The following is a 23,953-nucleotide window of genomic DNA, read 5'->3' on the forward strand; positions in this document are numbered from 1 at the left end:
AATAAGGTAGCCAAAATTGATTTAAAAACCACTTTTAACTACCTTCCATATTACTTAGCTAAAATTTCTATTCCAGTCTCAGTTATTAACACTGTATGTTCCCACTGAGCTGACAACTTATCATCAGCTGTATAAATAGTCCATTCATTTTCTTCATCAACAAAAACATCATAAGTTCCTTGATTAACCATTGGTTCCACAGTGAGAATCATTCCAGGAACAAGCAACATACCAGTTCCTTTCTCCCCTATATGAGGAACAAATGGATCTTCATGAAATTCATTACCTATTCCATGTCCACCTAATGCTCTTACTATTGTATATCCATTTTTATGAGCATGTTCCTGACATGCTGCTCCTATATCTCCTAAGAACCCCCAAGGTTTTATAGCTTCAATCCCTTTTACCATGCATTCTCTGGCTACTTCTACTAATCTTTTAGCTTCTTCACCAACATTGCCAATCATAAACATTCTAGATGCATCTGAATAATATCCATCCAAAATCGTAGAAACATCTACATTTATAATATCTCCATCTTTGACTATAATATTTTCATCTGGAATTCCATGACATACTTCATTATTTATTGATGTACATACACTCTTTGGGAAGCCTTCAAAGTTCAATGGGGCTGGGATTGCTCCATGTTCTATTGTATAATCATATACTAATTTATCTATGTCAGCCGTGCTCATTCCTGCTTTAATTTTACTTGCAACTAAATCTAACACCCCATCATTAATCTTCGCACTTCTTTTAATTCCTTCTATATCCTTTTGGTTTTTTATAATATTTCTTGGTGGGACTATATGACCTTTTCTTCTAAAACTTTCAATTTTCTCATCAAATTCTAAATGACATTTTTTATATTTTAAACCACTACCACACCAACATTTTTCATTTCTATCTAAAATCATTATTTTTATAACACCTCTTTATAATATATTATCTCTTATTAATATTTTAGTTTTTTGTCGCCAAATATTCAGCTATATATATAATACACCTAAACTAATTTAAATGATCATCTATATTCTATTCTTTATCAAAATTTCGATATTTTAAACTTAACTTTCTTCAAGTAATATGCTAATTATTGCTTTATAAGACAATAAGCTTGCCATTAATATACTTGCTATTTCCTATATTTAATAAGATCATATGTTCAATATCTATAATACCACTTAATATTATTTCTGTTAACATGCTTTAGAAATTTCTATATTATCTCTACATTTTATTTATATAAACTATCAAAATAAAAATAAAAAAATTTACATATGGCATTTTACGTGGTCGCTTTTAACTGCTTACCTAAATATTTAAAAATAATATTTTGTAATATTAATAACGACTTAAACTTTATACTATCCGATGAACAATATGATTATTTCAATTTCTCATTATCATCTTTGTAACTTTCTGAATATATTAATTATTTTAAAATTCATTATAATATAATCTTATATCAACATACTTACTTTTTTGCTTTTTCAGCTTTAATAATTTTACCTTTTATCGTTATATTTTTTAATTCCTCTATAACTCTTTTTCCTTTTCCATTTAATATATCAACATATGATACTGAATCTTGAACATCTATGATTCCAATGTCTTCAGATTCAATACCATCTATTTTACAAATAGCACCAACTATATCTCCGGCACGGATTTTCTTTTTTTTACCTCCATTTAAATAAATTTTTGTTATATTGTTATTTATAGCTTTTGATTTTTCTTCTTTTCTTTTAGGTTTACTTTTAAGTGTTTTGATTGCTTCATCTTTTTCCTTTTCAACTATTTTTCTCTCAGGCAAATTATAGACAGGAATTTTGAATCCAATAAACTCTTCAATTTCACTTAAAAGCTTATCTTTTTCATTAACACAGAAGCTTATTGCCTTCCCTTTTTCCCCTGCTCTTCCTGTTCTCCCTATTCTATGTACATATGCTTCCTTCTCTACAGGAAGATCATAATTTATTACATGAGTAATTCCTTTAACATCAATTCCTCTTGAAGCTAGATCTGTGGACACAAGTATTCTGAAATCGCCCGATCTAAACCCATCCATAATGCTTAATCTTTCTTTTTGAAGCATTCCTCCATGTATTCTATTTACCGAGTACCCCTTAGATTTTAACCATTGAAAAACTGTGTCTACATTCTCTTTAGTTTTTGCAAATATAACTACTGTTTCAGGTTTCTCAGTTATTAAAATATCATTTAGTTTTTCTATCTTCTCTTCATAATTAGTATAATATAAATTATGATCTATATTTTCGTTAATAAGTTTTTGATTATTAATGCTTATATCCACAGGCTTATTCAGGTATTTATCACATAATATCTTTATTTCCTCTGGTATTGTTGCTGAAAATAACATAGTAACTTTTTTCTTTGGAAGTCTTCTAATAATTCCTTCAACTTGCCCGATAAATCCCATATTAAGCATTTCATCAGCCTCATCTATAACAAAATATTTAATTTGAGATAAATTAAGACTTCCTCTATCTATATGATCTAGAATTCTCCCTGGAGTTCCAACCACTACGTGCGTCTTCTGTTTCAATTTTCTCTCCTGTTCTGAGATAGGTTCTTTACCAAAAATCGAAACAGATTTTATTCTTTTAAACCTTCCTATATTAGTTATATCTTCGCTTACTTGAACAGCGAGTTCTCTCGTCGGTGTTAATACTAAAATTTGTGGAATATTTTCATTCCAATCTACTTTCTCACATAAAGGAATCCCAAAAGCTGCCGTCTTTCCACTTCCTGTTTGTGATTTAACTATGATATCTTTATTCAAAAGTATCTCTGGTATAACTTTTTCTTGAACTTCTGATGGATTTTTATACCCGAGTCCCTCGATTGATTTTAGGATTTCATCACTTATTTTAAATTTAGTGAATTCATTATTCATATATTAAATTTTCACCTCAATTATTTTATTAAATTATATTAATTAGAAATTATATAAATCTTTCTTATTATACCATTCTTATCTATCTTTCAAACACTATTTGTTTGTTTATTTTTTCATTGTTTTAATGCAATTTATACTTTCAATCTAAATCTTGATTCAGAGAGTAGTTTTTTTGCACAAAATATATAATCCCTTCTATATGAGATAATATATCTGTGGGATTATGTAACTTTAACTAGAAAAATGCACATAATAAGGATATAATTAATTAGCAATATATCAAAAAAATTATTCAACTATAAAAGGAGAAATTAATGATTAACTCATTTAGTGATTTAAATTTAAATTCAAGTATAATAGAAGGACTACAAAAACAAGGCATTAATATACCAACTTCAATTCAATCCTCTTCTATTTTACCTGCTCTTGAGGGCAAAGATATAATTGGCGAAGCCTTTACAGGAAGTGGTAAAACATTAGCTTATCTATTGCCTCTTTTTCATAAAATAGATACATCAAAGAGAGAAATGCAAGGATTAATATTGGCACCAACACATGAACTTGCTAAACAAATAGAAGATCAAATTAAGCTTCTTGCTGAGAACTCATCATTTCCTATAACTTCACTATCTATTATTGGTGACGTTAATATAAATAATCAAATAAAAAAACTCAAAGAAATAAAACCTCATATAATTGTCGGTTCAACAGGTAGAATTCTAGATTTAATTCGAAAGAAAAAAATAACTGCCCATACTATAAAAACAATAGTAATTGACGAAGGAGATAATTTATTAGATCCGAAGAGAGCTAATGTCACTAAAGACATTGTTAAATCAACAATGAGGGATAGACAGCTTATGCTATTTTCAGCATCTATAAAACCCGAAACATTAGAAACTGCGAAATCTTTAATGAAGGAACCAATAATAATAAAAAGTGAAGATAAGCCTTTAATAAATCCTAATATTGAGCATATGTTTATCTTATGTGAAAGACGTGATAAATTTGAAACCTTAAGAAAAGTTCTTGTGGCTGCGAAACCAGAAAAAGCAATCATATTTGTTAACAACAATGAGGATATTGAATTAACAACAGCCAAACTTAATTATCATAACAAAGATTGTTTTGCTATGACCGGAAAGATTTCTAAGGAAGATAGAAAACTCGCAATTGAAAGCTTTAGAACAGGTAAAATAAAAATACTAGTCTCATCAGATGTTACAGCTCGTGGTCTTGATGTTGCGGATATAACTCACGTATTCCATTTGGATCTGCCATTAAAATTAAACGAATATCTCCATAGATCTGGAAGAACCGCTAGAGGAAACGCTCATGGTACTTCTATATGTATTTTAACTACTCAACAGCTTAATATAATAAAAAAATATGAGAGAGAATTTAGCATACAATTTGAAGAAAAGAAGGTTTTTGGCGGAGTTTTAGAAGATGCCACTTATAATTCTGATTCTAATCAATACCATCAAAAAAAATAATTTCTTAAATATATGTTGCAATACTAAAATTACATTTAAAATTTAGTAAGCTAATTGCTTAATCAAGATAAGGAATGTAGAAATCCATCTGAAACATATGTAATATTAAATTTAATAATTACAAATTTCATTGTGAACACCTAAGCAAATTTCAAATAAAACTTCAATAAATTATTACATGGATACTTATTTTTTCACATTAATAACTGAAATAAGTATCCTTTCATTTTGATAATATATTAAAATCTCTATAGATTCTTTCATCTCAAATCTAATGATCTTGTATATAAAAAGCAATGAATTATTAATTAGCCATCACTTCAATCTATATTTCTCTTTCTCTGATTTTCTTAATTATAATAATTAAGAATAAATTATTATTTTATGAAAGCTTTCTTAAGTAAACATTTACTTAAACTGATCAGTGTTATAATTGGCAATGATGTAAAGTTGTATATGTTCTAAAAAGTTCAATCTCTCAAAGTTTGTCTTAACTTATCAGGTAATATAACCAAATAATTTATAGATAATGAACTATGTTATTTAGAACTTATATACAAAAAAACTCACTAAAATATACAAATAATGTTGGAGGAAAATTTTTATGAAAAAGAAAATCATTAGTCTATTGTTAATTGCAGCAGTTAGTTCAACTGCATTAATATCTTGTGGAAAAACTAAAGATTCTGCAAATTTGAATAATGGAAATACAACGGAGCAGTCTTCCACAACATCTACAACTGAACAATCACCTCAAAGTAATTCTAAGATAGTTGGTGAAAATAACAAACCCACTGTAGAAGTTAAACAAATTGCTTCTTTGACTGATTTTAAAGATAAAGACAAGAGTGAAATTGAGAAACTTTTAGGAAGAGCTATTAGTGAAGAAGACGATAAAGCTACTTATGAAAAAGATGATTATAGTTTCGAAATAAAATATAAAGATTCAAAGTGTAATGAAATTAAGATAATTCCTAAGTCAGAAATGAAATTCCCAGCTGATGGAACTAACATCTTAAAATTGGTAGGAATAAATGCAGATGATTCGGATTCTACAATATCTCCTGCTGGACTTGAATGGAATAATAAATTTGATACATTTAAGATCAATGTAGTTTCTAATAATGAACCAAATGGTAAAATTTCTTATGTAACAATTATTTTATCAGATCCTTCTAAATAATGATTAAAGGTTGTAAATTTTGTATATAAAATACTACAGTATTAAAATTTAAACCAGCTTATATTAAACGTATATTCATACTTCTTCTATTTAATAAATTGTTTTTATTGATGATTTATATGAATATACGTTTAACTTTAATTTTCTATTTCTATGTTTTCTATTTTTATAGCTGGTATTTTATGTTCTATATTGTTTTCATCCTTTATTACTGAACTACCCACTTCACCTATAACCTTAATCTTATCATTTTCCTTTAGTAGGTTGGATTTATCATAATCTCCAACTATTCCAACAATTTTTGAATCAGCAGCACAACATGTCATTATAATCCTTCCTATGATTATTTGGTTCCTGTTTAAATAATTTTCCTTACATACAAATCCATGTATTTCTAGTTTTTTCCCTATATATTTTTCTGGATTAATTCGTATATCATCAATCATTGTAGGATTATGTTCATCAATTCTTATAGTTTCCTCATTATTTCTCGCGCTGCTCTTGTTAAAGTTACACTCAAATTCATGTTCATATAATGACTTTCTATCAATAACACTAGTTCTGTTCTCTAAAATTTCTGAATTCAGTTCCGAATGTTTGAATGTTTGTTGCTTATTAATAGATATGAAACTTATTATTAAAGCTAGTATAATTGGAAATAATTTTATTTTAATATTTATATTGCCTTTAGGTGTAAATATATTTTTTATTTGAAAGACAGTAATTATACTTATCATTATTATAGTAATATAAAAATATTTAATCATATTACTGCCTATATAAAAGCCTATATTTCCAGTAGAAATTAAATATATTACAGATAAGTCTAATAAAATAAGCACAATAAACCATAGAAATTCATCAAAATTAAATCTTCTCACTTATTTTTCAACTCCTTTTTATATTCAAATTACTATTATTAAAGTGCCTTTTTATATTCCGCACATCATGAATAAAAAGGAGATTACAAATACAACACTTATTGTACTTATACTTAACTTAAGTACAAAACTTTTTTTAAAAGCCCCAATAATCATAATAAGATTTTTTAAATCTAGCATTGGTCCTAAAATTAAAAATGCTGTAACCCCACTTAGTGAGTAGTTAGTTAAAAAACTTTTTCCTACAAATGCATCTACTTCTGAACAAAGAGATAAAAAGAATCCAAGCAACATCATTACAACTATTCCTAATATCTTATTATTAGAAATAAAGTTTATTTCTCCATGAGATACTGCCACTTGAAATACACTAGATATGAATGTCCCAAGTATTAAGTATCCCATTATATCTAAGAATTCTCTATTAGTATGTTCAATTATTGCTTTTAACTTATTTTGATTTTCCACATATGAATTACATCCACAATTACAATAGCTATCATTTTCTATAAAATCTATTACTAAGCCTTTCTTATCTTTTTCAAGTGAATTTACTATCATCCCAATTAAAATTGCGGCTATAAATCCGCCAACTATTCTAAGAAGTACCATAATCTTTTTATCGTAAAATGCATAGTAAGTAGACATTATTACAACAGGATTAATTATAGGCACAGCAAGCATAAATGTTACTCCAAACCCAACAGGTACCCCTTTCTTTATAAGCCTTCTTGTTATTGGTACAATTGCACACTCACAAACCGGAAAAATAAGTCCTATTAAAGCCGCTCCTAAATATCCTAAGATGTTTGCTTTAGGTATTATCCTTGCAATGACCCTCTCCGATATACACGTTTGGATTATAGCCGATATAAGTGACCCTATGATAATAAATGGCATTGCCTCAAGAATTATACTTGTAAATATACTTGCAAAATCTCCTATAACTTCAATATATATAAGTGTCGGATATTTATTGTAAATATATATTGATAGTATTACTACACTTATAATAAAGAAAGTTTTAACTTTCTTCTTATAACGATTCATGCACTTTCCTCATTTCCCCAATATTTTATGTTAATAACTTTTTTTATAGTTTATCATTTTAATTTTTATCTTTTTTAAGTACCCATTATCCAATACCCCTGCTTCTCTAAGTGTAGAATTTAAAATATATTTATTATTAACTCTTAAAATAAATGCTTTAGGGTTTATATTCTTAACTTTTTTAAAGCCTTCATTTAAGATCTCCTTCTGACAGTGATCAGTATTATTAATAACAATCATATTCGCATTTTGTATAAAAGGTATTATGAAACTTCCCATATTATCAATATATTGTTTTAACGTCTTGCCATCTGCAACAAAGAATACAGTGGTAATCTTGCTACATTCTCTATAAATTCTCTCATTAAGCATATTGAATAATTCTTTCAAATCAGAAGTTCCATTATATTCGATTATTATTCTGTTAGGTTGATATTGTTTTATTGAATATATCATTTTTTCTTTAAGATCTTTAACATCTGTAACATCTTGAATTCCTATAAAATTACTTACGTTATTAGAATATACGACATTTCTCTCTCCTTGTTCCAATTGAAAAACTAATACTTTTTCTCCATCAACTAAACTTTCTTTTAAAAGGGAATTTATAAATGATGTCTTCCCAGCTCCTAAAAAACCTGTCACAATCTCAATATGTATTTTCATAATTCCACCACCTCTCCACAGAGCTTTGCTAACAAATATTTTTTATATTTTTCTAATAAATAGTCGTTCTAATTCCTTTCTATTTAACTCACTGCCAATTATTGAGACCACTCTTTTGTTTGACCATCTGATTTTTCTGCTTTTAAATTCATTAGGGACATAATCAAATTGATAATATTCTCCATCATTAGCCTTAAAAACACCCTTAGCTCTTATTATTCTTCCAAACTTGTTATTATTTGAAATGAATTCGAATTTTTTCTGTATTTCAATCATACTTATATTTTCATCAAGATCTATAGGATAACTCTCAAAAATTTCTTTTGCACTATGATTTACTTCTTTTCTTATCTGCTTATTTACGTTAGAATTAACACCAGAATTTACAGCAAAAATTTTTCTTTTTTCATTTATTATATTTGTACTAAGAAAATCATTTGCTTTTAATAAATCCCATGGTTTATATATTATTTTAGCTTTCAAATTTAACTTTCTTATAGAATCTATAGTTGCATCAATCTTTTTATTATCTACAAGTTGACTTCTGCTTAAAACTATAGTTTTTCCTCTTTTTATTTGATTCTCATAAAATTCCTTGAAATTTTTCAAATACATATCATAATTTCTAATATCAATTAAAGTAAAAATATTTCTAATTTCGAGTTCATGCTGAAATTTCTTTTCCTGAAGAATATTTAATATTTCACTTAATTTTGCTACTCCTGAAGGTTCAATTATTATATTGCTAGGATTATATTTACTTATAACTTCTAAAACAGCTTCCCCAAAATTTCCAGATACCTGACAACAAATGCATCCAGAATTTATTTCCTTAATTTCAATATTACTTTCTTTTAATATGTCTCCATCTATTCCAACTTCTCCGAACTCATTTTCTATAATAACCGTATTATTATCATAAACCTTTTCTGACAATAACTTTTTGATTAACATTGTCTTTCCAGCACCTAAAAAACCTGAAAATATATCAACTTGAACTTTCATCAAACTTTTCTCCTTCCATTGCAACCATACATTATATTCATATTTTTATTTATACTATAATTGCTCAATATATATGAATAAAATTTATTTACAATTTTTCATAACAAAAGGATCTTTATAATTAATAAAAAGTTATTAATTATAAAGATCCTCGTCATAGCCTAAGCTAAGTGAAATAATTAAATATGTTATATTCCTATTTTATTTAGATATATACTTTAACTTATAGCTATAAATTTATCTAGCATTTATAAAGCTCTAAGAAAAATTCACATATATTTTCTATTCATATTAACAACAGAATCAATATGGATAGTAGAAGAAATGAGTAGCTCTATCTGTTGTCGCAGTATCTTGAAGAATAAGCCTTTTATGTAATACCGAATTTCCAAAGCTTGTCCTTTGATTATCTACAATATAAGCATATCCATCTTTGTCCCAACCCATAAAGATATAAACATGAGTATAATTATTTGTAAATACAATATCTCCTGGTTTAATTTGAGAAAAATCATAACTATAGACAAATCCCATATTCTTTAGTATGTTCTCCAACTGATATGTATTTGCTGTTGAAGTTGGTATATTAACACCTATTCTTCTTAATGCTTCAGATGTAAAATATACGCAGTTATTACTAGTAATTCCGTCATGTAATGCAACAGCAGTACTATCTACGCTTAATTGATTACTCACATTAGTCATATATTTAAATAGTTGATAATTTGTACTTGAATGCGAATAATTAGAGTAAGTATTCACTGTCTCACCATTAGGATTTACATATGTATAATTATCTAACCAAACATTTTTAGTTAATAAACCATCGCTGGAAAATCCATATTTCTTGCCATTTATAACCTTTTCTCCTGATGCCATTATGCCTGAAGTACTATCTAAATAGTAAGTCTTATCATTTAAAGTCAACCACCCATACTGCATTGCTCCTGAGCCTGAGAAGTAGTAATAGTTATTATCTATCTTTATCCATCCGGTCGCCATCGCACCATTATCATTAAAGAAATATTTAGCACCCTTTATTGTTTGCAATCCTTTTTCCATTTTTCCATCTTTATCAAAGTAATACCAAATTCCAGATATCTGCTTCCAATCATTCTTTATTGCACCATTTATTCTGTCATAATAGTACCAATTCTTATCCTTATCGCTTTCCCAACCTTCTTTTACACTTCCATCATCATTAAATTGATACTTCTTTCCATCTATCGTCTGCGTACCACTAACTCTCTTTCCGTGACCATCTAAGTAGCACCATTTTCCTTTTAAGAAATACCATCCTTCATTTAAACTGAACTTATTACCTTCAATATCACAATAACTATACTTTCCATTAATAATTTTTTGCATAATATTGTCTGGCAATTCTTCAATTTTATTATCTCCTAAATCTAAATATGTTAACTTAGACAACTCTCCTAAATACTCGGGAACTTGTCCTATTTTACAATAGTTTAAATTTAAAGATTCTAAATTTTTTAATAACTTAATTTCTTCCGGTATATTACTATCAATATTTTCATATCTTAAATCAATTTTCTTAATATTCAAGAAGTCCTGTTCTGTAAGATCTCCAACTTTTTTGCCTAGTTGCTTAGCGACCTCTTCTGTAAGCCAATTATTACTAATTACGACATTACTTTGTTCGATAATTTCTCCATTTATCCTTGAATCTTTTGCATAAGTTACTACTGGTATGCTGCTAATGCATAAAAATATTGCTATTACTGCTAGCTTTTTTACTTTATCTCGTCGCATCTAATCGTCTCCCTTGATTTTTTTCATATAAATTATACCATTTTAGACGTATAATCTCAAATAATTTTAAAAAAATCAATTTTAGGAAATTTAATAGTATCTGCTTTTTCTCGTTTATTCTCTATAATTTTAAATTATATAATCTTCTAGAATACTATTTAAATCTATGTCTCTAATTGAGTTAACAATCATATCTGCTTTAGATAAATCTTGATTTCCCGAGTTAATGTTTTTAAACCCTATACATCTCATTTCAGCATCTTTCGCAGCAAATACTCCGTTCCTAGAATCTTCAATAACGACACACTCTTTTGGTGATATTCTCAATTTTTTTGATGTTTCAATATAAATATCAGGTGATGGTTTACCTCTTTCAACTTCTTCTCCACTTATAATATATTTAAAGTATTCTTGTAATTTAAACTTAGATACAACAATATCAATCAAATCTTTAGGTGATGATGATGCTATTGCAGCAGGAATATTTCTATTCTTTAATTCTATTAACAATTCTTTGATTCCATCTATTGGCTCTAAATCAGATTCAATAATCTTCATTTTAGTCACTTCTACTTTATAATCTATTATTTCTTGCAATGATTTTCTTATATTATAATTTTTCTTTATATCCGTATACATATATTCATTTGTTGACCCTACATACTTTTCCAATTCTTTTTCTGAAATATCACAACCTAATTCTCTTATAGTTTGCATATCTACCTCAAAATGAATTGGTTCACTATCAATAATTACTCCATCCATGTCAAATATAACTGCTTTCATATATACCTCCAAATTAATTAAATATATAAACCTTGCATTATTTTTAAAATTATTGTAATTGTTCTCTTTATGCAATTAGATGCATTAGTATATCACCTGTCAATTCTCAATTAATATTGCTTTAATCTATTGAATGATATATAGAGTAAAGATAATATTAGATAACTATATACCTTATATTTTAGCCACTTATCTTTTATAATTTTATTTCAGCGCTATTTATAGTTATATACTTATAATGATTTAAACAATTCCTCAAATGTATCGAACTCAACTTTACCATCGTCATTAATTTTATCTTTTTCGTATACTGTATAAATATACTTAAATGAATTAATTTCGCTTAATACATTATTAAATTCTTTTATTTTCCTTTTTAAAAATTCAACTGTATTTTTTAGTTTCTTTAAATCGTTACAAGTAGTAATAACATCTTTTCCATTTTCTTCGTTTATATTAAGCACATCGTTATTAGATAATTGGGAATTCCAAAAAATCATCCCTCTATACTTATTTGAAGGCCTTAATTTAATATAAAACTCCTTATGATCACCGACTCTAAGAATATATTTAGCTTCATACTTACAGTCTTCTGCTAATTTTAATAATCTTGCTTCTAAACCTTCATATCTTGCAATTATCTCGGTTCCTTGCCTAATTTCAAAGCCATTTTTGATAAAATAATTGCAAAACTCTTTTTTAATATTTGCTATATATATAAGGCACATATTACTGCATTCTTCCCATACCTCTTTATCAAGGTTTATTAACTGTTTTAATAAGACAATTGTTATTCTCTTTACATTTTCAATATATACTTTCTCATTTTTATCTTTTACATATTCCCTTTTTAAATTCTCTATATCCATAATCCATCCCCTCCTTCTGCATAATAAAATTATGCAAAAGTTACTAAAATCGCTCCTAAAATGTATCTACATCACTTACTTTTTATCTAAAAAACTACTTTAATATATACCATGCATTCAATTTCGCAATCCTATTAATAGGTTATGATTATTTTTTTAATTAGTTAAGTATAAATATAATAATTTAACAGTGTTTTCAAAAGCACTATAATGAGTCCTTTCCATTCCATGAGATGCGTGGACACCAGGGCCTATCAATGCTCCACGTATATCATTTCCACCTCTTAAAGCTGCCCCTACATCAGAACCATACATTGGATAAATATCTACGGCGTATTTCAAATTATTATCCTTGGCAAGGTTAACTAATTTTGTCACCATATTATAATCATAAGGTCCTCCTGAATCTTTGGCGCATATTGAAACATCATACTCACTACAAGTTAAATCATCTCCAATACATCCCATATCTACTGCTATCATCTCATCTATATCACTTGGTATATATGACGCTCCATGTCCAACTTCTTCATAGGTTGAAATCAATATTTTAGTAGTATACTTAGGAATGATTTTTTCTCTGTTAAATAATTCTAACAATCCCATTAAGCATGAAACACTACCTTTATCATCAATAAATCTTGACTTTATAAATCCACTCTCAGTAACTGTCGTCTTAGGGTCAATAAATATAAAATCTCCTGCACAAATACCAAGCTTTTGAACATCACTTTTTGAATAAACCTCTTCATCAATTCTTATTTCCATATTTTTCGGATCTCTTGTTTTACTTGAGCTATCCTCAAAAACGTGAGCTGCAGGGCTTACACTTAAGAATGTTCCTGTATATTTCTTTCCTTCTCTTGTTCGTATTACACAATATTCACTATCTAAAGTTGGAACAATTGGTCCTCCAAGTAAGGTGAATTTTATTTTCCCATCTGAAGTTATTGATCTAACCATAGCTCCTAATGTATCTACATGAGCAGATAGTCCTAATATTTTTTCATCTGATTTACCTTTTACAGTTATTATTCCACAGCCTTTATTGGTAGTTTCAAAACCATATCCTAATTCTCTAACTATATCTCTTATTTTATCAATTATCTCAAAACAAAAACCAGTTGGACTATCAAATTCTAATATTTCCTTTGCAACATCTAAAACGTATTCTTTATTAATACATAATTTCATAAAATTATACCTTCCTCCAAAAACTAAAATTTCTCTTCTAATTCGAAAATGATAAATCATAAATTCAAAGTAAAAATTCCATCATATTAATATCCTCAATCTCTATTCTATATGCTTAATAATATTATTCAATAAATAAATTATATACATTTTACTGAATCGGATTTTAAAAAATAATCCCACTTAATAAATTGTATCTAAATTTACTATACTTTTTATTGTAATTCTTTCTAATTATTATTCAAAATTAATCTTAATTTTTCAATTAAAATATCCATTTCTTCATCAGTTCCTATTGTTATTCTTAGAAAATTATCTATTCTTTCTTTATCAAAATATCTCACTAGTATTCCTTGATCTTTCAAATTTTCATAAAGAAACTTCCCTGAAGCCTTATTATGGCTAACAAAAAGAAAGTTTGATTCTGATTTCAAAACTCTAAAATTTAATTTTTCTAATTCCTTAACTACTTTTTCTCTTGTTTTTATTATTTTCTTAGTTATCTTCTCAAAATATTTAGTATCTTGAATAGCTGCTTTAGCCCCAGCTAAAGCGACTCTATCTATTGTATAAGAATTTATGCTATTTTTAATCCTGTTTAATCCCTCTATTAAATCTTTATGCGCCAATGCAAATCCCACTCTTAGCCCAGCTAGTGAACGTGATTTTGATAATGTTTGAATTACTAACAGATTATCATATTCATCTATAAATTCAACCATTGACTGGCCGCCAAAATCTATATAAGCTTCATCAATAATTACTACACTATCTCTATTAGCTTCAATTAAATTTTTTAAGCTTTCTGTATTTATATATTTTCCTGTTGGTGCATTAGGATTTGGTATTATTACTCCTCCATTTGTTTTTTTTAATTCTTCTAATGGTATATCAAAATTATCATCTAATTTTATTAATTCATAATTTAAATCAAAAAGTTCAGCATAAACTTTATAGAAAGTATAGCTTATATCCGGAAATAATATTTTTTTGTCTTTTGAAAAAAAAGTCATAAATGAAAATGCCAAAATTTCATCCGAACCATTTCCTATAAATATCTCATCATCATCAAGCTTATAGTAATTAGCTATTTCACTTATTAACTCACTACATGTTGGATCTGGATAAAGCTTCAAGTCACCATTAAGTTCATTCTTCATAGCTTCTAAAACTTTATCTGATGGTGGATATGGATTCTCGTTTGTATTTAATTTTATGTACTTTCTATCCTTAGGCTGCTCCCCAGGCACATAAGGCTCTATTTCTCTAACTTTATCATTCCAATATTTACTCATACAACTGCCCCCTAGTAAAAGTTATGTTTTTACTATGATTATACCTTAATTTTAGGATATCTTCTATTACTTTATTGTCAGTGATTTAATACTACCCTCAATCTTATTATAATACATTAATTAACATTTTAATTTAAACTATACTCATACTATTATATAATTTAGAAGTTTTTCATAATTCATTAACATAAAGCCTATTTTTAGAAATATATTTTATTTCCATTATTTTATTAATACTAAAAATTAATTATTAATAATTCTTAAAATAAACGAAAGATTTCCATAAATTTAACATATTCTTATAATTTATTGGTAAAATAGTTTATAGTAGGGTGGAAATATGCTATTATAAACTTTTTTTCGGCGTCTTTAAAGTTACTATAAAAGGAGTGATAAATTTAATGAATAGACTATTCAAGGGGATTGCTATTGTATTTTGGATATCAATTTTATTTGTTTTTTTTAAATACCAATTGTATAATAACGGAGTTAATAAAATAATATTTTTTTTAAATACATACGGAAAATTTAGTACAATTTTATTTTTCATAATTGCATCGTTAAGAATTTTTACGCTCATTCCCTGTACAATTTTTATAATTGTTGGCGGAATACTATTTAATCCATACGAAGCATTCATTTTAACTGCAACCGCGAATTTATTAAGTGAAATTCTATTATTTTTCTTTGCAAGACTTACATTTGGAATGAGTTATCAAAATAAAATAATAAATAAATATCCTAAAGTATACAATATGATCAAAAAAAATAATGTGCAAATTTTAGCTTTAGGGGTATCTTCTCCTGTTATTCCCACAGATATTATTTGTTTCTTTTCTGTATTAGCTGAAATTAGCTTTATTAAATATACTTTAACAATATTTTTTGCAGATACACCAATAATTCTTCTTTATACATTTTTAGGAATTAGTATAAAGTATTCGTTATACGTATTTGCTATTATGCTTTTTATTGTTATACTAGTTAATTATTTTAATTTCAAAAAATGGAGTAACCAGACTAATTAAAATAAAAATAGCTAACTATTATGTTATTACTTTACATAATAGTTAGCTATTTTTAATAATATACTTTTTGCAATAATAAATTTACATTTAAAATTCTAGTAATCCATGTGCTTAATTAAAACTAAAATGTTGGAGCTTAATTGCAATATATAATTAATTTTTATTGATGGTAGAGACGATTTAATGCACTTATCATTGACTTAATTGAAGCCCTTGTAATGTTGCTATCAACACCAACACCAAATGTTTTCTTCATTGTATCATTTCTCTCCATATATACATAAGCCGCTGCTTGTGCCTCAGAACCTGTGCTCAAAGCATGTTCTGTGTAATCTATGATTTTAACATTAATTAAGCTACTTCTAGATAATGCTGACTTAAATGCATCTATAGGCCCATTTCCTATACCTTCAATTTCTCTTTCTTGTCCATCATGTATTATAGATACATTAACCTTAGTATCTTCTTCACATCCATTATCTGAAATATCTGATACTCTACATTTAACTAATTTGAATGGTATTTCTAGATTTAAATATTCTTTATCAAAAGCCGCTTTAACCTCTGTTGGCGAGACCTCACCTTTTCCTTCTGAAATCTTTTGAATAACATCTGCAAATTCCTTCCGCATAGTCTTTGGAATCTTAAATCCATAACAATGATCCATAACAAAAGCAATTCCACCTTTACCTGATTGACTATTTATTCTGACTAAAGCTTCATATTCCCTTCCTAAATCGCTTGGATCTATTGGTAAGTATGGTACTTGCCATATGTTATTATGACGTTCCTTATATTTTTTAATGCCTTTGTTTATAGCATCTTGATGCGATCCCGAAAATGCTGTAAATACTAGATTTCCCGCATATGGGTGTCTTACATGCACTGGTATTTTAACGCATCTTTCATAAACTTCAATTATTTCATTTACATTCTCAATATTTAATTCTGGATTTATCCCATGCGAGAACATATTGTATGCTATTGTTAGTATATCAACATTTCCTGTTCTTTCCCCATTTCCAAATAAAGTCCCTTCAACTCTATCTGCTCCTGCAAGCATTGCAAGTTCTGCATCACTAACGCCAGTTCCTCTGTCATTATGAGGATGAACACTTACAATTACCCTTTCTCTATCTTTGAAATTCCTGCACATCCATTCAACTTGGTCTGCATAAACATTGGGAGTATCCATTTGTACCGTTGAAGGAAGATTTATTATAACTTTATTTTCCTTATTAGCTTCCCAAATATCCAAAACTGCATCGCAAATTTCTATTGCATATTCAAGCTCTGTCCCCGTAAAACTCTCAGGTGAATACTCAAGTAATATTTCTCCCTCAAAACTTCCTGCGTATTCTTTTACTAATTTAGTTCCTTCAACTGCAATTTTTTTAATCTCTTCTTTACTCATATTAAAAACAACATCTCTCTGAAGTACCGAAGTCGAATTATATATATGAACAATTGCCTTTTTTATATCTTTTAATGCTTCAAATGTCTTCTTTATTAAATGTGGCCTAGCTTGTGTTAATACTTGCACTGTTACATCATCTGGAATATGATTTTCATCAACTAACCTTCTTAAAAAGTCATACTCAATTTGTGATGCTGATGGAAATCCAACTTCTATTTCCTTAAAACCAAGTTTAATAAGTAATTTAAAAAATTCAATCTTCTCATCTACTGTCATTGGATTAATAAGAGCTTGATTTCCATCTCTTAAATCGACACTACACCATATAGGCGCTTTGTTTATTTCTTTATCAGGCCATATCCTATCATTCAATTTTATTGTTTCAAATCTTTTATATTTCGTATAATTTAACATTCACATGCCCCCCAGAATAATTTATTATGAAATTCATTTATGATCCTATATAGCCCCTCAAACGTAGTCGAATTTTCATAACAAATATATTTTTCTTATATATTTTATTACTACGCCACCTAGTATCAACTTTTCAAATTTATAAAATATTAAGTGTATTTTATCACACGACTTTCAATATGTAAATATTTCATGCTTTTTTCGATCAAATGTTTAAAAATCAAACAAATATTTTATAAATTTATCATATTGCAATCTTTTTTCGAATCAAATGAATATATTATATTAAAATAATTTTTAGGAGTTCCATATGATTTTTGTATCACCTCTTTTATTAGCTATTTCAACAAATATAGCAACTTTATCAGTTTTTTTATCTTATGGAATTGAAAAAATACATTTATCTAAATCAAATGCCATTTTGCTTGCGATAGTAACTTCTGTTAGTACATTTGTCTCCATGTATATTGGTAAATTGATTCTGCCCTTAATAGATCCTAGGATCAGTAATATGTTTGGTGCTATTCTTTTAAGTTATATTGGAATTTCTTTTATAGTTGAATATATTCGATTAGAAAAAAAACGTCTTGGTTACGATACTTCTTTTTATTATGAAAGTTCTTTAAAGTATAAAAGCATTTTGGAGAATCCTTATATTATAAATTTAGATAAATCTCATAATATAAATCTTAAAGAATGTTTAGTCCTTTCCATTGCATTATCTCTAAACAATATTGGTACAAATTTTGCTGCCAGTATAACAGGCGTTAATCTTAGTATAAGTGTATTTTTTTCTTTTATTATTTCTGTTGTGTTTGTATATATAAGTTATTTCAATCGCAATATTAATCTTTCAAAACTTTTTATTAAATATTCAAATTTTATCTCTGGAAGCATATTAATCGCTTTTGGAATTTATGAAATATTTGTGTAATAGTAATATAGTAATGCCATGGAGCAATAATACAGAATAACTCCATGGCATAAAAAAACTTTTTTTTAATATTAACTTATTTTAAAATCTCTTCTATTCATATCTAAGTGCTTCTATCGGATCTAATTCCGCTGCTTTCTTTGCTGGATAATATCCAAAGAATACTCCAATAAACATTGAAAATGAAAAACTTATTAAAATAACTAATGGCGATACTGTAGTTGCATATCCCATAGCTTTTGAACCAATTGCTCCTGCACCCAAACCAAGTAATATTCCTAAAATACCACCAATTGAGCATATTATAATTGATTCAACTATGAATTGCATCTTTATATGGCTGCTTTTAGCTCCAAGTGCCTTTCTAGTTCCTATTTCCCTTGTTCTTTCTGTAACAGATACTAGCATTATATTCATAACTCCAATTCCACCAACTACAAGTGAAATTCCTGCAATAGCAGATATAGCCACTGCAACTGTAGTCATCATTGATGTCATTGATTCAAGCATACTTTCCATATTGCTTGCTTGAGCCTCAAACTTTGCATTTTTTGCATAAAGCTTACATAAATAGTCTGATAATTCATTAGTAAATGATTGAACATTTACTTCATCTTTTGCCTTTATCTGAAATGTCTGGTAGTTTTTATTAGTTGCTGTTTTCTTTGTTACAGTAACTGGAATATATAAATCTGTAGTCAAATTTTCGTCAGATGTAGTTCTATTTCCTCCTGAAGCTTTATATTTATAAACTCCAACTATTGTGTACGTGTAAATTGCATTTGATGTATACACCTTTATATCTTGGTTTATAGGATCCACACCTGTTCCAAATATCTTTGACACTAACTTATCTGAAACTACTGCAACATCTTTTGAACCATCAATATCATTTTGAGAAAGATACCTACCTTCGGCCATTTCCAAATTTTTAACATCTTTATATCCAACATTTGTACCTACTGTGCTTACATTAGAATACGTTGAATCATTCTTAACTTTACCTGAGCTACCACTTTCAGATACACTTAAAGAACTTATTTCATCACTAAAACTTTCCTGTAAATCATTTATCTGTTCCATTGTCATAAGATCAATATCTTTTGCAGTACTACTTGATTTCCCTTGTCTTCCTGAACCTCCTGGAGGCATTCCTCCTCCGCTTGCTGCTCTCATGGCACCTGCACCTGGTACTCCACCTCCGCCTTGTGGTGCGCCACCTCCTGACTGTGCGCCTCCACTATTATTTTGTGAATTACCATTTGAGCTTTTCGAGTTTGAACTGTTAGAATTTTTCGAACTCGAATTTTTCGAATTTGAATTATTTTTGTCTTTTAAATTCGAACTATTGGAATTCGACGAATTTAATGTACTTATCGTACTTCTTTCTTGTACATTAACTGTAATATTAGTTGCACCCATTGAGGACATTGAACTTGTTAAAGAAGATGTCATTGCATTTCCTACTGAAACAACACCAATTACTGATGCTATCCCTATTATTATTCCGAGCATTGTAAGTAATGCTCTCATTTTATTAGATTTAAGTCCTGCAACCGCAAGCATTATATTTTCTTTTATAAACATACTTTTTCCTCTTCTGGAAATCTTCTGTAGTACATATCATTCTTTTTTTCAGATACTATATTTCCATCCTTCAAAGTTATAATTCTTTCTGTTTCCTCTGCAAGTTCGCTGTTATGGGTTATAAATACAATAGTTTTACCTTCTTGCTCATGGACTTTATGGAATAAATCCATAACTAACCTTCCAGTTGTTGAATCAAGAGCACCCGTTGGCTCGTCCGCAAGTATTATACTCGGATCATTAGCTAGTGCTCTCGCAATAGCCACTCTCTGTTTTTGTCCTCCTGACAGTTCATTTGGTTGATGAGACATTCTATCTTTCATTCCGACAAGATCTAAAAGTTCTTCTGCACGTATTCTTCTATCTTTTTTACTCATTCCATAATATAGCATTGGTAATTCCACATTTTTCAAGGCTGAACTTCTTGGAATTAGATTATATGTTTGAAATACAAAACCTATTTGTTTATTTCTTACTTCAGATAAACCATTATCAGATATCTCATTAATATTTGTACCATCTAAAATATAGTTCCCAGAAGTTGCTCTATCAAGTGCTCCTATAATATTCATTAATGTACTTTTTCCAGAACCAGATGAACCAACTATTGCTACAAATTCTCCTTCTTTTACACTAATATCAATTCCTTTTAAAATATTTAATTGATTTGGAGTTCCAATATAGAAGCTTTTTGTAATGTCTTTCATTTCTATTATATTTTTACTCAAAGACACTCACCCCCTACTTTGTTTTTCGAGAACTTATTTGTACTGTATCACCAACTTTATAATTTGTTGGTTCGTTAAGTATAATCATTCCGTCTGAAAGATCCGGACCATCAATTTCAACATTTGCATTTGATTCTATACCTTTAGTTACAGGAATTTCCTTGACAATATATTTTCCACCCTGTTCAACTGCTGCATAAACCTCGTTTTGTCCATTATTATTAATTACTGCTCCATATGGTACTGAATAGATATCTTTTTTTTCATCTGTAATAATATTTACTACTGAATTCATACCTACTTTCACCTTATCATTTTTACCTGTTAACTGTACCTTAACTGTGAAAGATACATCACTGCTTGTAGTGTTACCGGTAGAGCTAGTACTAGTGCTAGCTTTACCATTGCTAGTGCTAGTTGTACTTGTACTTGCACTTGCAGTACTAGAAACTGGTTCAACACTTACAACTTGTGCATCAATAATATCAGAACCTGATGCATCCGTTGTTATTTGAGCTTTTTGTCCAACTTTTACTTTTGCAACATCTGTTTCATCAACACTTGCATTAACAATTAAATTTCCTAAATCTTGAATTACAAATAATGCTCCAGACGCTTGTATACCTACTACAGCATTTACATTAGTTACCGTTCCATCTACAGTAGCTACAACCTGAGCATCTTGCAATTTCTTCTTCTTATCTTCATATGCAAGCCTACTGCTCTTATCATTAGCAGCTGCTTGAGCCGATTCATAGGCTGTTTTTGCTTCAGATAGTGCTTGATCAGAATTAACTTTTGCCGCTTCTAATGCAACCGTTGATTTATCGTAAACTCCTTTAGAATTTTCATAATTTGTTTTTGCTGTATTTAAATCTTGTTGAGATATTTCGCCATTTTGAAACATGGCCTTATCATATTCATAAACTTTACTCTTATCTTCCATATCAAGTTTTGTACTATCAACAGATTTTTCTGCATTTATTATATCAGTCTGTAAATTATTATCATGTAAATACTGTAAGTTATCGTATTTTTGTTTTGCACTTGTTAATGATAACTGATTTTTTTCCTCATTTGCAGTTAGAGTTTGTTCTGCTTCTGCAAGTTGTTCTTGAAGAGTTGATGTATCTATTGTTGCAAGCACGTCGCCTTTTTTTACTACATCTCCAACTGAAACGTTAATTGATGCAACATTATATTCTAAATTTGAATATATATTTGTGGAATCCCCACTCTTTATAGCACCTGATGAACTAATTGTTGTAGCAATATTTGTTTTCTTAAGGGTGGTATACTTGACACTGCTTTGCATTGTTTTTGTTTTAGCAAATTTCACCTTATAAATACCGCCTCCTATTGCTATAACAACTAATACAGCTACTAAACTTATAACTTTCCTTTTAGTGAAAAATTTTTTCTTGCTTGCTTCAGTTGTTTCTATAATTTCTTTATTAGCTAAAGTTTTTTTATTAAATAAAAGCTTCAATTTTAGTAACCCTCTTTCATTTCAATGTACTTTAAATAAGATAAATAGCATTTATTTCTTTTATTTATAAAATCCGCGTTATCATTATCTAAAGTCAATTTCGCAGCATCGACATCATTTTTTGAAACAAATCCATAATCATATTTCTTTTGCTCAATTTCATATTCTTTTTGTTTCTGGTTTATCACATCATAGCTGCTTTTTATTGAATTGTAAGAAGTCATTAAATCATTATATTGTTTCTTGAAATCTGTTTCTGAATTATTAATAAGTTGTGTTAATTGAGTGTTTTCATTCTCAAGTTTATAATCATAAATATCATCTTGATCTTTATCATCGTAATCATCTTCTTGATCTTTTAAGTCATCAATAGTATCATTTTGCAATTTTATTTCAAAGTTATTATCAAGCATCTGTTTCAAGTCATCTTCATAATTTATCTTAGCTATAACCTGAAAGTCTTTAGTTATATCTGTATTGAATATTACTTTTTCCTCAGGATTAATACCTAAAGTATTACATAATTTAACTCTATCAAGTTCCGCTGCATCTTTTGTAGATTTTGAATCATTAGCTGATGTATTAGCTTGTAATAACTCGGTGTATTTATTTTTTGATATGAATCCACTATCATATTGAATTTTGTATATTTGTTCCTTTTTTTCATTTTGCTCTTGTGTATCTTCTGTTATTGTATTCTTCGATAAATCGTACAAATAAGCTATGTATGCTTGTTGAGCTGCATAAACCTTATCTTCAACACCTTTATCATAATTATCTCTAGCTGTTTTTAAGTCATCTTTTGATTTTTCATAATCGGACTTAGCCAATTTGTAGGCATCCAGAGCTTTATTATAAGCTAAAGCATCATAATTTCCATTATCGTCTTTATAGTCTTCTTGCTTAGGCTCGGTTTTTGAAGTATAGGCAGACTTATCATCATCATATGTCTCTTGAGCTATTTTAAGCTTATTATCCAAAATCTTAATATCTAAATTATTTTCAGTCATGATATCCCTTATGTTTTCTAATGATACTTTAATCGTACCACTATCAGACACTTCATTAATTGTACTATTATCAGTAGTATCAGCATATGCACTTGATATATTAATCATTGATGTACTACTAGAAAGCATTAAAGTTCCAATTAAAAAACTTATAAATGTTTTTCTCAATCTTGTCTCCTCCTTGATTTGTCATTTAGTAATATTATTCTATTTTAAATT

Annotated in this window: 20 protein-coding genes; 4 read left to right on the top strand and 16 right to left on the bottom strand. The window is 28.1% G+C overall.

The window, feature by feature from the left end:
• Positions 1 to 50: 50 nt before the first annotated feature.
• Both T483_RS0113100 and T483_RS0113105 read right to left on the bottom strand, forming a co-directional pair.
• On the bottom strand, positions 51 to 920 hold the full coding sequence (locus T483_RS0113100; protein WP_026887264.1) for a methionyl aminopeptidase: 870 nt from the start codon (positions 918 to 920) through the stop codon (positions 51 to 53).
• 560 nt (positions 921 to 1,480) lie between these two features.
• Positions 1,481 to 2,923 (bottom strand): DEAD/DEAH box helicase, encoded by a 1,443-nt coding sequence (locus tag T483_RS0113105; protein ID WP_026887265.1) that lies wholly within the window; start codon positions 2,921 to 2,923, stop codon positions 1,481 to 1,483.
• A gap of 317 nt (positions 2,924 to 3,240) precedes the next feature.
• On the opposite strand from T483_RS0113105, the gene T483_RS0113110 reads away from it, so the two are divergent.
• On the top strand, positions 3,241 to 4,422 hold the full coding sequence (locus T483_RS0113110) for a DEAD/DEAH box helicase (protein ID WP_026887266.1): 1,182 nt from the start codon (positions 3,241 to 3,243) through the stop codon (positions 4,420 to 4,422).
• Between the two features lie 604 nt (positions 4,423 to 5,026).
• Complete coding sequence (locus T483_RS0113115; RefSeq protein ID WP_026887267.1) at positions 5,027 to 5,605, top strand: hypothetical protein; 579 nt, start codon at positions 5,027 to 5,029, stop codon at positions 5,603 to 5,605.
• Positions 5,606 to 5,742: 137 nt separating this feature from the next.
• Here the strand turns inward: T483_RS0113115 and T483_RS0113120 are convergent, their stop codons facing one another.
• From T483_RS0113120 to hisC, 9 genes are all read right to left on the bottom strand, one after another.
• The gene (locus tag T483_RS0113120; protein ID WP_026887268.1) at positions 5,743 to 6,486 is read right to left on the bottom strand and encodes a TIGR03943 family putative permease subunit; all 744 of its coding nucleotides are present in this window, start codon (positions 6,484 to 6,486) and stop codon (positions 5,743 to 5,745) included.
• A gap of 51 nt (positions 6,487 to 6,537) precedes the next feature.
• On the bottom strand, positions 6,538 to 7,536 hold the full coding sequence (locus T483_RS0113125) for a permease (RefSeq protein ID WP_026887269.1): 999 nt from the start codon (positions 7,534 to 7,536) through the stop codon (positions 6,538 to 6,540).
• A gap of 30 nt (positions 7,537 to 7,566) precedes the next feature.
• Positions 7,567 to 8,202 (bottom strand): GTP-binding protein, encoded by a 636-nt coding sequence (locus T483_RS0113130; RefSeq protein ID WP_026887270.1) that lies wholly within the window; start codon positions 8,200 to 8,202, stop codon positions 7,567 to 7,569.
• A 42-nt stretch (positions 8,203 to 8,244) separates the two neighbouring features.
• Positions 8,245 to 9,207 carry a GTP-binding protein gene (locus T483_RS0113135; RefSeq protein ID WP_026887271.1) on the bottom strand — a complete coding sequence of 321 codons (963 nt, stop codon included), beginning with the start codon at positions 9,205 to 9,207 and terminating at the stop codon, positions 8,245 to 8,247.
• Positions 9,208 to 9,510: 303 nt separating this feature from the next.
• On the bottom strand, positions 9,511 to 10,983 hold the full coding sequence (locus tag T483_RS0113140; protein ID WP_026887272.1) for a leucine-rich repeat domain-containing protein: 1,473 nt from the start codon (positions 10,981 to 10,983) through the stop codon (positions 9,511 to 9,513).
• 129 nt (positions 10,984 to 11,112) lie between these two features.
• Positions 11,113 to 11,769, bottom strand: coding sequence for an HAD family hydrolase (locus tag T483_RS0113145; RefSeq protein WP_026887273.1), 657 nt, complete (start codon positions 11,767 to 11,769; stop codon positions 11,113 to 11,115).
• Positions 11,770 to 12,002: 233 nt separating this feature from the next.
• The gene (locus T483_RS0113150; RefSeq protein ID WP_026887274.1) at positions 12,003 to 12,638 is read right to left on the bottom strand and encodes a hypothetical protein; all 636 of its coding nucleotides are present in this window, start codon (positions 12,636 to 12,638) and stop codon (positions 12,003 to 12,005) included.
• Between the two features lie 156 nt (positions 12,639 to 12,794).
• Positions 12,795 to 13,832 (bottom strand): M42 family metallopeptidase, encoded by a 1,038-nt coding sequence (locus T483_RS0113155; RefSeq protein ID WP_026887275.1) that lies wholly within the window; start codon positions 13,830 to 13,832, stop codon positions 12,795 to 12,797.
• 230 nt (positions 13,833 to 14,062) lie between these two features.
• Positions 14,063 to 15,127, bottom strand: coding sequence for a histidinol-phosphate transaminase (gene hisC / locus T483_RS0113160; RefSeq protein WP_026887276.1), 1,065 nt, complete (start codon positions 15,125 to 15,127; stop codon positions 14,063 to 14,065).
• Between the two features lie 401 nt (positions 15,128 to 15,528).
• Here hisC and T483_RS0113165 point away from each other — a divergent pair, with 401 nt between their 5' ends.
• Positions 15,529 to 16,155, top strand: coding sequence for a TVP38/TMEM64 family protein (locus tag T483_RS0113165; protein ID WP_026887277.1), 627 nt, complete (start codon positions 15,529 to 15,531; stop codon positions 16,153 to 16,155).
• A gap of 160 nt (positions 16,156 to 16,315) precedes the next feature.
• Here the strand turns inward: T483_RS0113165 and leuA are convergent, their stop codons facing one another.
• On the bottom strand, positions 16,316 to 17,986 hold the full coding sequence (leuA, locus tag T483_RS0113170; RefSeq protein ID WP_026887278.1) for a 2-isopropylmalate synthase: 1,671 nt from the start codon (positions 17,984 to 17,986) through the stop codon (positions 16,316 to 16,318).
• 310 nt (positions 17,987 to 18,296) lie between these two features.
• Between leuA and T483_RS0113175 the strand changes: the two genes are divergently transcribed.
• Positions 18,297 to 18,920: a manganese efflux pump gene (locus T483_RS0113175; protein ID WP_026887279.1), complete on the top strand. Its 624-nt coding sequence runs from the start codon at positions 18,297 to 18,299 to the stop codon at positions 18,918 to 18,920.
• Positions 18,921 to 19,013: 93 nt separating this feature from the next.
• On the opposite strand, the gene T483_RS0113180 is transcribed toward T483_RS0113175, so the two are convergent.
• From T483_RS0113180 to T483_RS0113195, 4 genes are read right to left on the bottom strand one after another with little or no spacing between them, the layout of a single operon-like run.
• Positions 19,014 to 20,507: an ABC transporter permease gene (locus tag T483_RS0113180; protein WP_026887280.1), complete on the bottom strand. Its 1,494-nt coding sequence runs from the start codon at positions 20,505 to 20,507 to the stop codon at positions 19,014 to 19,016.
• Entirely contained in the window at positions 20,498 to 21,235 is a 738-nt protein-coding gene (locus T483_RS0113185) for an ABC transporter ATP-binding protein (protein WP_026887281.1), read from the bottom strand. Before T483_RS0113185 ends, T483_RS0113180 begins: the two co-directional genes overlap by 10 nt.
• Positions 21,236 to 21,248: 13 nt before the next feature.
• Positions 21,249 to 22,724, bottom strand: a complete 1,476-nt coding sequence (locus tag T483_RS0113190; protein ID WP_026887282.1) for an efflux RND transporter periplasmic adaptor subunit — start codon at positions 22,722 to 22,724, stop codon at positions 21,249 to 21,251.
• A gap of 2 nt (positions 22,725 to 22,726) precedes the next feature.
• Entirely contained in the window at positions 22,727 to 23,902 is a 1,176-nt protein-coding gene (locus tag T483_RS0113195; RefSeq protein ID WP_026887283.1) for a TolC family protein, read from the bottom strand.
• Positions 23,903 to 23,953: the final 51 nt, after the last annotated feature.

Origin of the sequence: Clostridium beijerinckii HUN142 (genome assembly GCF_000621745.1) — a bacterium.
Taxonomy (GTDB): domain Bacteria; phylum Bacillota; class Clostridia; order Clostridiales; family Clostridiaceae; genus Clostridium; species Clostridium beijerinckii_A.

What these genes read in the sequence shown, in the direction of transcription:
- T483_RS0113180 (WP_026887280.1), bottom strand. Translation starts at nt 20,507, where the DNA reads ATGTTTATAAAAGAAAATATAATGCTTGCGGTTGCAGGACTTAAATCT.
- T483_RS0113125 (WP_026887269.1), bottom strand. Translation starts at nt 7,536, where the DNA reads ATGAATCGTTATAAGAAGAAAGTTAAAACTTTCTTTATTATAAGTGTA.
- T483_RS0113155 (WP_026887275.1), bottom strand. Translation starts at nt 13,832, where the DNA reads ATGAAATTATGTATTAATAAAGAATACGTTTTAGATGTTGCAAAGGAA.
- T483_RS0113150 (WP_026887274.1), bottom strand. Translation starts at nt 12,638, where the DNA reads ATGGATATAGAGAATTTAAAAAGGGAATATGTAAAAGATAAAAATGAG.
- hisC (WP_026887276.1), bottom strand. Translation starts at nt 15,127, where the DNA reads ATGAGTAAATATTGGAATGATAAAGTTAGAGAAATAGAGCCTTATGTG.
- T483_RS0113140 (WP_026887272.1), bottom strand. Translation starts at nt 10,983, where the DNA reads ATGCGACGAGATAAAGTAAAAAAGCTAGCAGTAATAGCAATATTTTTA.
- T483_RS0113100 (WP_026887264.1), bottom strand. Translation starts at nt 920, where the DNA reads ATGATTTTAGATAGAAATGAAAAATGTTGGTGTGGTAGTGGTTTAAAA.
- T483_RS0113135 (WP_026887271.1), bottom strand. Translation starts at nt 9,207, where the DNA reads ATGAAAGTTCAAGTTGATATATTTTCAGGTTTTTTAGGTGCTGGAAAG.
- T483_RS0113130 (WP_026887270.1), bottom strand. Translation starts at nt 8,202, where the DNA reads ATGAAAATACATATTGAGATTGTGACAGGTTTTTTAGGAGCTGGGAAG.
- T483_RS0113105 (WP_026887265.1), bottom strand. Translation starts at nt 2,923, where the DNA reads ATGAATAATGAATTCACTAAATTTAAAATAAGTGATGAAATCCTAAAA.
- T483_RS0113175 (WP_026887279.1), top strand. Translation starts at nt 18,297, where the DNA reads ATGATTTTTGTATCACCTCTTTTATTAGCTATTTCAACAAATATAGCA.
- T483_RS0113115 (WP_026887267.1), top strand. Translation starts at nt 5,027, where the DNA reads ATGAAAAAGAAAATCATTAGTCTATTGTTAATTGCAGCAGTTAGTTCA.
- T483_RS0113165 (WP_026887277.1), top strand. Translation starts at nt 15,529, where the DNA reads ATGAATAGACTATTCAAGGGGATTGCTATTGTATTTTGGATATCAATT.
- T483_RS0113145 (WP_026887273.1), bottom strand. Translation starts at nt 11,769, where the DNA reads ATGAAAGCAGTTATATTTGACATGGATGGAGTAATTATTGATAGTGAA.
- T483_RS0113110 (WP_026887266.1), top strand. Translation starts at nt 3,241, where the DNA reads ATGATTAACTCATTTAGTGATTTAAATTTAAATTCAAGTATAATAGAA.
- leuA (WP_026887278.1), bottom strand. Translation starts at nt 17,986, where the DNA reads ATGTTAAATTATACGAAATATAAAAGATTTGAAACAATAAAATTGAAT.